The sequence below is a fragment of the Acidimicrobiia bacterium genome, from assembly GCA_040880805.1.
Lineage (GTDB): Bacteria > Actinomycetota > Acidimicrobiia > IMCC26256 > DASPTH01 > DASPTH01.
The window spans coordinates 1-9,893 of the sequence record JBBDHW010000066.1 but is presented as its reverse complement, the minus strand read 5'-3'; the positions used below and the strand labels follow the sequence as shown (position 1 = coordinate 9,893).

Here is a 9,893-nt window from a genome sequence, read left to right as displayed (position 1 = left end):
GCCAAACGGGCGCTCGGCGACGACGCGGGGATCACGCTGATGGAAATGCTGCCACCCGTGGGATGGGCAGACGTCGCCACGAAGCAGGGCCTCGTCTTGCTTCGGAGCGATCTCGACCTGCTCGAAGCCCGATTGGGAGCACGGTTCGAGCGCGGGTGCCGCCAGATCCTGGTCACCATGTCGTCGCTGTTGATCGCCGGGACCTCCTCACCGGGTGATCAGACAGGCCAACGATCTGTTCTCGCCGTACGGGGACCGCATCATGGTGAAGGACCTCGTCGCCTGTTTCGAGCGCTACCAGGCGATGCGCGAAACCTGAGGCTGGCGGAACTGTCGCCGCCGCGCCCGAAAACAGGGACTTCTGCCACTACCGCAGCCCGGCCGAATCGAGGACGATCGAACGCGGTGGGCTGATGCGGAGGGCTCGAGATGCAGCGCATCCTGGTAGGAACAGACGGCTCGGGAGCCGCCACGGAGGCCGTCGCCTGGGCCGCGAACCTCGCCCGATCCCTCGACGACGACCTGATCGTCGCAACGGTGCTCACGCCGGGTCTCGCGGGATTGGACGCCGGGGACACTGCCGAGCAGCGGAGCCGGGTTGTTCACCTTCTGGACACGGAATGGTGCGACGCGGCACGGGCGGTGCGACCGGATCTGCACACGCTGGTCCTCGAGGGCGACCCGAGAACCCGCTTGCTGGATGCTGCGGCAAGCGAACACTCCGATCTGCTCGTCGTGGGATCGTCGGGAACCGGTTGGTTCCCGGCGCTACACCTCGGTCATGTCGCACACGCGATCGCGCATCACACCAACGTGCCGCTCGTCGTGCTCCCGCGAGACGGGCACGCGCCCACATCGGGGCCGTTGCTCGTCGGCGTCGACGGATCGGCGGGAAGCGCCGCCGCGATCCGCTGGACCGCCGATCTCGCCCGGTCGCTCGACCGTGAGGTGCTCGCCGTGCACGTGCACCCGGAGCGCGGGCGCCCCGAGCGGCATGCCGAGCTCGAGCAGCGCTGCGCCGAGTGGACCGCGCCACTCCGGAGCGCGAGAGTGACGACTCGCGTGCTGATCCTCGAAGGCTGGCCGGCCAAGGTGATCGCTGATCTGGAGGTTGCCGAGCACCCGGCCCTGGTCGTCGTCGGGGCCCGCGGCGCAGGCGGCTTCCGCGACCTGCGCCTCGGCAGTACCTCGCTCCAGCTCCTCCACCACGCGCGGACCCCCATCGCCATCGTCCCGCTGTCCGAGTGAGTCCGGGCTACGCGCGTTCCTGCGTTCCCGGAAACCGGATTGTCACGGCCGTCTCCCGGGGGCTTCGAGTCGATCGTGACATCGCCGTAATGGCGCTCGACCCCCGTCCGCCGCCCTCGTCACTTCATGACTCTCGCAGCTTCGGCTCGTTGCGATAAACCGGTGGACCATGACGGGGATCGCGCTGGCCGGCTTCACAACCCGATGACGGTCGCGGCGCCCGCTGCCTCGTCATTCGGACCGTCGATGCTGTCGGCGGCGGCCTTCGTGAACCGCGGCTTCCTGCGCGGCCTCGCGTGCGGCGCCGTCATCGGCGGGCTCGGCGGACGGCTGGCGATGTTCGTGCTACGGCTCACGTCCGACAGTTCCCTGCACGGTCTGAAGACCGACGACGACTTCGAGATCGGGAAGTTCAGCACCGACACGATCTTCCTCGTGCTCTTCACCGCGCTGCTCGGCGGGGTCTTCGGGATCCTGTATCTCGCGATCCGAGGGTGGCTCCCGGAGCGCGGGCGCCCCGCGCTCTACGGGGTGTTCTGTGGCGCGGTCGGTGGCGCGATCATCGTGTCGCCGGGCGGCACCGACTTCACCGAGTTGAGCCCCTTGTTGCTCGCGATCGCGTTCTTCGTGCTCATCCCCGCGGTCTACGGCGTTGCTGTGAGCGCGTGGATGGAACGGTCACTGCGTTCGGGCCCGGTGCGGGTGAGTGGCTGGCGCTGGCTCGGGTTCGTTCCACTCCTGCTGCTGGCGTTCACGGGTCCGTTCGCGCTGGTCGCGGTGCTCGTGCTCGTGCTCGTGCTCCTCGGGAACCGGTCGGGACGCCTCCTCGAGCTCTGGCACTCCACCGTGGTCACCTGGTTGGGGCGACTCGCGGTGACCGCGGTGACGGTGCTGAGCGGCGTGGAGCTGGTGCGCGACGCGGCCGAGATCTTGTAGCGGACCCGCGCGTCGCGATCCGCCACGGTCAGAGGGACGCGTCGAGCACGGCGTCGACGTCGGCCCGGCCGAGGACGTCACCAGTGTGGTTGCGGAGCTCGCGGATCGACACCTCGGGCATGCGCGACACTTCTATCACCCGTAAGACGGCCGCCGGCCGTCGTTGACAGAAGGGGCCAGGCATCGAAATCCTGGGCGCGTGAGCGCGAGCTCCACCGCGCCGAGCGCACCGATCCTGCGCCGGCTCACGCCGTCGGCGTCGGTGGTCTTGCTCGCGGCCGCGGCCGCGTGGCTGGGTGTCGTCGCAGTTGCCGGCGACATGGGCTCCATGCCCGGCACGATGGGCCTCGGCTTCGGCTCGTTCGTCGCGGTGTGGGCGCTGATGATGACGGCGATGATGCTGCCGTCGGTCGCGCCGTTCGTCTCGCTCTACACGCGCACGTTCCGCGAGAACCGCGCTGCGCGTCTCACCGTGTTCGCGGCGGGCTACCTGTTGGTGTGGTCGGCGGCGGCGTTTCCCGCGTACGGGCTCGCATGGGTGGCCGACCGGTTCGTCGACGACAATCCCACCGCGGCCACCGCGCTCGCGGCGGTGATCTTCCTCGCGTGCGGTGTGTACCAACTCACACCGTTCAAGGAACGTTGCCTCGCGTACTGCCGGTCGCCGCTCGGCTTCACGCTCGAGTACGCCGCGTACCGGGGGCGCACGCGCGACCTCCGCGTCGGCGTGCACCACGGCGGGTTCTGTCTCGGTTGCTGCTGGGCGCTGATGGCGTTGCTCGTGGTGTTCGGACTGATGAACGTGGTGGCGATGATCGTGCTCGCCGCGATCGTGCTCGTCGAGAAGACGTGGGTGTGGGGCGCGCAGTTCGGGCGCGCGCTCGGTATCGTCGCGCTCGTGCTTGCGGCGCTCGTGATCTTCCTGCCGGGGATCGCGCCCGGCCTCGACCACGTGGTGCACGCGGGCGGCATGGGTGGGATGTAGGTGACCGTGACTCCCGAGGTCGAGTGGCGGGTGCGCGGGTCCTACTTCGAGGCCTGCAACTGCGACGCGATCTGCCCGTGTCGCAGCGTGCACGGACAGCCGGGCGGGCCGTCGACCCACGGCGAGTGCTACGGCACGCTCTCGTGGCATGTGCACGAGGGCAGGGCCGGTGCCGTCGACCTCGCCAACCTGCGGGTCGCGATGTCGATCCGGTACTTCGACGATCGGCAACCGAGCACCCCGTGGGAGGTCGTGCTCTACGTCGACGAACAGGCAGACGACGAGCAGCGCGCCGCACTCGCCGACATATTCCTCGGCCGCGCCGGCGGCACCGTCTCGCACCTGTACGGTCCCGCGATCGGCGAGGTGCACGCGGTGCGGCCCGCGCGCATCACCCTCGAGCACGTGGCGCCGCGCAAGCGCATCGACGTTGTCGGCTACCTCTTGGTCGAAGCCGAGGGCGAGGCCTCCGAGCGCGGTGACGTGCAGTGCGGCATCCCCGGCTTCGACCACCCCGGCACCGAGCTCTACGCCGACGTGATCCGCTCGAACGATCCCGCGCTCCGCTGGGAAGTGCGCGGCACCCGCAACGCTTCGTTCACCACGGACTTCGAGTATCGCTCCGACGACTGACCCGGATCACGCGCCGTCGTCGAGAAGAGCGAGGAACTGCGCGGGCGAGTACACGGGCAACGCTTCGACCAAAGTCAGAAGGTGACGGTCACCCGACACGATCACTGCCTGGGCGGCCGAGGCGAGCGCGATGAGGTAGTCGTCCCCCGGGTCGGGCGAGCGGACTGCCGGAGCGTTCGCGGGGTCGTCGAACATCTGCGCTTCGCGGCCGAGCAGATCGACCAATTCCGCCGCTTCGAGGTTGTCGACGCGGTCGCGGAGTTTGGGATAACCGAGCGCGCGCTCGAGCTCCATCAAGAGAAGCGCGGAGACAACCAGTTCGTAGGCTCCGTCCAGCCAAGCGCGCAGAACCTTCGCAGGAGAACCGCCGGGCGCGAGCAGCGCCGAGATGAGGACGTTCGGGTCGAGGACCGCCCGCACCGCTCAACGCTTGCGTCGGCGAGTCGCGTGTTGCGCTTCGACGGCCAGTTCGACCGCCTCGTCCTCGGTGAGGTCGTTGCGCGACCACAGCCGATCGAGCAGGTCAAGGCCGAGGTCTCGCCGGAGGGCCTCCTCGATCACCTGGCCGTCGCCCTTCCCGGAACGCGCGGCACGCACCTTCACCGCCCGCAGGACGTCCTCGTCGATCGTGAGGGTCGTGCGCGTCTTTGCCATCTCGGCATCTTAGCATCATGACGCGCCCGGCCTGCGGCCAGGTGCTTGCGTCGGAAGTACCGTCCCGGCGATGACGGTACACATCGGGATCCTGCACGACATGGCCGCGGCCGACGGCGGGGAGTCCACGGCGGGCGTGGTGAGGTTCGCGATCGACGAGGTGGCTGCGTCGCCCGTCGGCGCGGTGCTGCCCGGGATCGAGCTGGTCACCGCGATCGCGGAAGGTCACCCGCGCGGCACGCCGGAGTCGGTTGCGCAGGCGTTGCGCGAGCTCGCCGCCGACACCGAGCTGCTCGTGGTGATCGGCCCCGCGATCTCCGACAACGCGCTCGCGTGCGTGCCCGTGGCCGACGAGCTGCGGGTGCCGGTCATCAACTACACGGGATCGGAGCAAGCACGCAGCGAATGGATGTTCCACTACCAGGTGGGTTCGCTCGAGGACGAGCCGTTCGTGCTCGCCGCGCATCTCGCCGCGCGCGGTGTGCGCCGCGTCGCGCTCGTGCGCGAAGACTCGTTCATCGGCCGCCAGTACGCGTCGTTCTTCGACGACGCGGTGGACGTCCACGGGCTCGAGCTCCTCGGCACGGTCGACCTCGACGTGTCGGGCAACGACGGCGAGCGCGCGGTGGAGAGGCTCGACGCGCTCGCACCCGACGCCGTCGTGTACTTCGGGCTCGGCATGTCGGCTCGCGGCCTGTCGACCGCGATGAGAGGACGCACGTGGCCCGTGGTCACGAACTCGGCGCTGATGTTCGGGCACATGAACCCGGAGTGGACGGCCGACTTCGAGGGCTGGACCTACTGCGACGCGTTCGACGAGGACAACCCCGTACGCCAGCAGCTCCAGGCAACGTTGGGTTTCGCCGTCGACCAACCCGGACCGACCTGGATGTACGACATGGGCCGCCTGGCCGCGCTCGGGCTCGCGCACGCGCCCGCGCTCACGCGCGAGGGGGTGCGCGACGGGCTCGAGCGGGTGAAGCAGGTGCCCGCAGCGTTGGGCTCGCCGGGAACGGTGATGGGCTTCGGGGTGTGGAAGCGCGCCGCGCTCGAAGGCGGCTATCTCGTGTTGCGCCGGTGGCACGACGGCCGTTCGGTCCGGGTCCGGGATTGACGCCACGCCGGGCACGCGGCTAGCAAGGTTCGTCCACACGTCGTCGTACAGGGGAGAGCCATCATGAAGTTCGTGCTCGCATACACGTGGCGGGACGGAGGGTCCGTCGCCGAGCGGGAGGCCGCCGAGAAGCGCTCGATGCAGCTCCTCTCGAAGTTCGAGCCCAGCATGGAAATCGCCACATGGGTCGACCGCATCGACGGCCAGGGCGGGTTCGCCGTGTTCGAGTCCGACGACCCGGCGGCGATGACGAAGGACATTGCGATCTGGGGACCGCTGCTCCAATTCGAGCTGCACCCCGTCATCGACATCGGCGACGCCACTCCCGTCCAGCAGGAAGCGATCGACTTCCGCGATTCGATCTCCTAACGCGTGAAGACGCTGCACCTGCTGCGTCACGCGAAGTCCGACTGGGGTGACTCGGCGCTGCCGGATCACGACCGTCCACTGAACAAGCGCGGAAAGCGCGCGCGCACGACCGTTGCCGAGCACATCGCCGGCTGGAAGGTCGATCGCGTGGTGTGCTCGACGGCCCGCCGCGCGCGCGACACCGCCAAGCCCGTGATCAAGGCCTTGGGATGTCCGGTGCAGTACGAGGAGGCGTTGTACGCCGCGACCGACAAACAGCTCCTCGCCGTCGTGCGCGCCTTGCCCGACGAAGCTGAGGCTGTGGTGCTCGTGGGGCACAACCCGTCGATCGAAGAGCTCACCGCGCTGCTGTGCGGACAGTCGCCCGCCTACCCGACCGCCGCGCTCGGAACCGTCGACCTCGTGGCCGACCGATGGGCCGACGTCGCACCGGGATGCGGAACGCTCGCGGCGTTCGTGACGGCGGCGGAGCTGCAGGCCATACGGTGACGGCATGGCGTGTGCCCGGCCGTCGCCCACCCCGAACCCGGATGCGATGAAGTTCACCCTCGACGTGACCCTGCCCGAGCGGATCCTCGCCAACCGGGGTGATGACGTCGCGGACGCGTTCACCGGCGCACTGCTGGCGATCGACGGTGTGGCCGCGGTGTTCGGTGTGAACGACTTCGTGACGATCACGCGCGAGCGCGGCGCCGACTGGGACCCGATCGTGTGCGCGGTCGAGGACGCCGCGGCGACACTTCTCCCCTCGTGCCCCGCCGAACCAACCGCCGAGGCGGTGGAGCAGGCGCGTGCGCTCCTGCGCGACGCGGTGAAAGGCCCGGCAACAACCGCGGTCGAGATCCAACCCGGTCGCGATCGACGGCGGGACGGCTGAAGGCATCGCGATCGCGCTCGACGAACACGTGGTGGAACGTGCGGAGACGGTACGAGCAACCGTCCGCGCGCGCGACGACGAGCACGGGCACGTGAAGGTCGCGTGCTGCGCCGGCGAGTGTGGCGAACGCGCCGTCGAGACCCCGGCAGGCATGCACGTTGCACGGCACCGGCAACTCGAACGCGACGTCGCGGATGACGCACGGATTCGACGCGACGATGACGTCCGGAAGGCAGCCGGCGTCCCGGCGTACTCCCAAGCGCGCATGTGCGACTGCTCGCGGCTTCTGGCGGCGACCTTGCGGTCACACCAGCTCATGGCCGGGCGCCGGCGCGACGATCTCGAGCGCCTTCCCAGGACGAGAACGAGCACCAGGGCGAGGGCAACTCCGGCCCGTAGGACTGATCACGGAAGGCGGTCGAGGAACCCCACGATCGCGTCGTTGAAGAGATCGTTGCGGTCGCCGGCCACCATGTGGCCCGCGCCGGCAACGTCGGCGTACTCGGCGTGCGGTGCGAGCTCGAGCAGCTCCTTCGCCCCTTCTTCGCTCAGCAGGTCACTCACGCGGCCGCGCACGAGCAGCGTGGGCAGGTTCAGGTTGCGCGCCGCATCCCGCAACCGGTCGGTCGACGCGAACGATGCCCGCGTCTCGTCCGGCGACTGCGTCATGAAGCGCGGGTCCCAGTGCCACACCCATCGCCCGTCCTCGCGCAGGCGCACGTTCTTCTTCAATCCCGACAGGTCGGTAGGCCGCGGCCGGTGTGGGTTGTACGCGGCGACCGCGTCGGCCACCTCGTCGAGCGAGCCGAAGCCCGATTCCATGTGCTCACGCATGAACGCTCCGATGCGCGCCGTGCCCTTCGGCTCCATCGTGGGCGCGACGTCGACGAGCACGAGCGCACGCGCGACCGGTTCGGACGACTCGCCGATCGCAACCATCGAAGAGAGCCCGCCGAGCGACGCGCCCACGAGCACGGGCAACGACGGCATCGACGCCGCCATCGCGCGTGTGTCGTAGGCGAACGCCCAGAGCGAGTAGTCGCCGTCGTCGGGCCATTCGCTCTCGCCGTGGCCGCGCAGGTCGACGCGGTAGACGAGCCAGCCGCGGTCGGCGAGCGCCTGCGGTGTGCTGCCCCACGCGAACCGGGTCTGGCCACCGCCGTGCAGGAGCAGCACCGGCGGGTCGCTCGGGTCACCGAACCGGTCGGCGCGCAGGCGTATGCCGCCGTCGGCGGCGAGGTCGACCGTCTCCACCCCGGCACGCTACGTCAGCGACCGTGAGAGGTCCCGATGCAGGCCATCGGCTACTCCGCCATCGGCGGTTCGGCGAGCTCCACGAGGATCGGCACCTCGGGTGGGCGATGCGGATCGGACAGCTGGAACAGGAGCACGCCTCCGAGCGCGACGAGCACGACGAAGCCGCCGACGATCTGGACCGCGTTCAACGCCTGATCGAAGAAGATCCACCCGCCGGCGGCGGTGACGATGGTGGTGCCGAGCACCATGATCGACGCCACGCCGACATTCACATGGCGCTGCGCCCACGTCATCAGCGTGTGACCCAGGCAGCCTGCGAGCACCGCGAGCAGAAAGATCCAGAGCCAGTCGATACCCGTGATCGCGCTCAGACTGTCGCCCCAGATGAGGTCGACCGGCGTCACGACAATCGCGCACACCAGGAAGACGCCCGCGACGTAGGCCGCTGCGGGCACGCCCGTCATCCGCGCATGCTTCATCAGGAGCAGGTACCCGGTCATCGCGAAAAGGCTCCCGAACGCGAGGAGGTCGCCGAAGAGGCTGGCGTCGCCGCCGCCGTCGGCACCGAGCACCACCGCGAACACTCCCGCGAACGCGACGGCCATGAGCGCGATCTGCTTCGAGGTGAGCCGCTCCCCGAACAGGGGTACCGCGACGATCACGATGACGAGTGGTGAGATCGCGCCGATGATCGCGGCGTTGGCAAGCGACGTCTCGTGGAACGAAGCGAATCCGAGAGTCTGCGCAACTGCGAACGTCAGACCGCCGGGGATCGCAAAGCGCAGCCAGCGCCAGGTGAGCGGCGCCTTCGCCAGCCACGCGATGAGCAGCGCGACCGGTACCGCGATCCAGTTACGGGCCACGGCGATCGTCAGCGCCGACGCGTCGACCGCGCGCACGAACAGCGGGCCGACCCCCCAGACGAACACGACCACCATGACCGCTCCGTACCCGAGCCCGGCTTCGTTCCGGACGCGGGGGCTGTGGGTCACGCCTGCATCCCATCGCATCCGGCAACGGCGGTGCAATGCAGAACGCCACGTAGGCTCTCGGCCGATGGACTACGGGGCATATGTGGCAGCGCTCCGAGCCGATACCGACCGACTCGGCGACGCCGCCGAGGCCGCCGGCCTCGATGCCCCGGTGCCTTCGTGCCCGGCATGGACCGTCGACGATCTCACGCAGCACGTCGGGGCCGTCCAGCGGTTCTGGACCGGTCTGGTGGCGAACCGCTCGACCGACGTGCCCGACTTCTCGACCATGGGCGGACCCGCGCCCGAGGGCGACGACCGCTTCGAGTGGGTACGCGCGGGCGGCCACGAGCTCGCCGACGCGCTCGCCGCTGCGCCCGAGGACATGCCGATGTGGACGTTCGCCGGGGTGGGCACGGTGCGCTTCTGGGCGCGGCGCCAGGCGCACGAAGCCACGATCCATCGCTGCGACGCCGAGCTCGCGAACGGCAGCCTCGGTTCCATCGACACCGACCTCGCGGCCGACGGCGTGAGCGAGTACTTCGAGCTCTTCGCGATGGTGCCCGCGGCGCAGGCGATCACCGGCAACGGCGAGACGATCCACTTCCACTGCACCGACCGAGAAGTGGAATGGCTCGCCGAGCTCACACCCGACGGCGCGGTGCTGCGTCCGGAGCACGCGAAGGGCACCGTCGCGGTACGCGGACCGGCCAACGCGATCATGCTCGCGGTGTGGAACCGGATCGGGCCCGACAACCCCGAGCTCGAGATCGTCGGCGACCGCGACCTGCTCGACCGCTGGCGCCGCCTCACCGCCTTCTAGATCTCACCCGCCAGCCAACTTGCGTC

The 9,893-nt window shown here is 69.5% G+C and carries 13 protein-coding genes; 9 read left to right on the top strand and 4 right to left on the bottom strand.

Annotation, left to right across the window (positions count from 1 at the left end; genetic code table 11):
* Positions 1-429 precede the first annotated feature (429 nt).
* The 4 genes from WD271_17100 (at position 430) to WD271_17085 (ending at position 3,802) form a co-directional block, all read left to right on the top strand.
* Complete coding sequence (locus WD271_17100; protein MEX1009537.1) at positions 430-1,248, top strand: universal stress protein; 819 nt, start codon at positions 430-432, stop codon at positions 1,246-1,248.
* A 162-nt stretch (positions 1,249-1,410) separates the two neighbouring features.
* Entirely contained in the window at positions 1,411-2,184 is a 774-nt protein-coding gene (locus WD271_17095) for a hypothetical protein (protein MEX1009536.1), read from the top strand.
* 199 nt (positions 2,185-2,383) lie between these two features.
* Entirely contained in the window at positions 2,384-3,169 is a 786-nt protein-coding gene (locus WD271_17090; GenBank protein ID MEX1009535.1) for a DUF2182 domain-containing protein, read from the top strand.
* Positions 3,170-3,802 carry a DUF1326 domain-containing protein gene (locus tag WD271_17085; protein ID MEX1009534.1) on the top strand — a complete coding sequence of 211 codons (633 nt, stop codon included), beginning with the start codon at positions 3,170-3,172 and terminating at the stop codon, positions 3,800-3,802.
* Positions 3,803-3,808: 6 nt separating this feature from the next.
* Here the strand turns inward: WD271_17085 and WD271_17080 are convergent, their stop codons facing one another.
* Together WD271_17080 and WD271_17075 are read right to left on the bottom strand one after the other, a co-directional pair.
* The gene (locus tag WD271_17080; protein ID MEX1009533.1) at positions 3,809-4,222 is read right to left on the bottom strand and encodes a putative toxin-antitoxin system toxin component, PIN family; all 414 of its coding nucleotides are present in this window, start codon (positions 4,220-4,222) and stop codon (positions 3,809-3,811) included.
* A 3-nt stretch (positions 4,223-4,225) separates the two neighbouring features.
* Positions 4,226-4,456, bottom strand: coding sequence for a ribbon-helix-helix protein, CopG family (locus WD271_17075; protein MEX1009532.1), 231 nt, complete (start codon positions 4,454-4,456; stop codon positions 4,226-4,228).
* 70 nt (positions 4,457-4,526) lie between these two features.
* Here WD271_17075 and WD271_17070 point away from each other — a divergent pair, with 70 nt between their 5' ends.
* The 4 genes from WD271_17070 (at position 4,527) to WD271_17055 (ending at position 6,816) form a co-directional block, all read left to right on the top strand.
* Complete coding sequence (locus tag WD271_17070; GenBank protein ID MEX1009531.1) at positions 4,527-5,570, top strand: ABC transporter substrate-binding protein; 1,044 nt, start codon at positions 4,527-4,529, stop codon at positions 5,568-5,570.
* A 63-nt stretch (positions 5,571-5,633) separates the two neighbouring features.
* Positions 5,634-5,939, top strand: a complete 306-nt coding sequence (locus WD271_17065; protein MEX1009530.1) for a DUF3303 family protein — start codon at positions 5,634-5,636, stop codon at positions 5,937-5,939.
* Positions 5,940-5,942: 3 nt separating this feature from the next.
* Complete coding sequence (locus WD271_17060; GenBank protein MEX1009529.1) at positions 5,943-6,428, top strand: histidine phosphatase family protein; 486 nt, start codon at positions 5,943-5,945, stop codon at positions 6,426-6,428.
* Positions 6,429-6,432: 4 nt separating this feature from the next.
* Complete coding sequence (locus WD271_17055) at positions 6,433-6,816, top strand: NifU N-terminal domain-containing protein (protein MEX1009528.1); 384 nt, start codon at positions 6,433-6,435, stop codon at positions 6,814-6,816.
* Positions 6,817-7,221: 405 nt separating this feature from the next.
* On the opposite strand, the gene WD271_17050 is transcribed toward WD271_17055, so the two are convergent.
* Together WD271_17050 and WD271_17045 are read right to left on the bottom strand one after the other, a co-directional pair.
* A complete protein-coding gene (locus tag WD271_17050; protein MEX1009527.1) occupies positions 7,222-8,070 on the bottom strand; it encodes an alpha/beta hydrolase in 849 nt (282 codons plus the stop codon).
* Positions 8,071-8,120: 50 nt separating this feature from the next.
* Entirely contained in the window at positions 8,121-9,065 is a 945-nt protein-coding gene (locus tag WD271_17045) for a DMT family transporter (protein MEX1009526.1), read from the bottom strand.
* A gap of 64 nt (positions 9,066-9,129) precedes the next feature.
* On the opposite strand from WD271_17045, the gene WD271_17040 reads away from it, so the two are divergent.
* Positions 9,130-9,867, top strand: coding sequence for a maleylpyruvate isomerase N-terminal domain-containing protein (locus WD271_17040; GenBank protein MEX1009525.1), 738 nt, complete (start codon positions 9,130-9,132; stop codon positions 9,865-9,867).
* Positions 9,868-9,893: the final 26 nt, after the last annotated feature.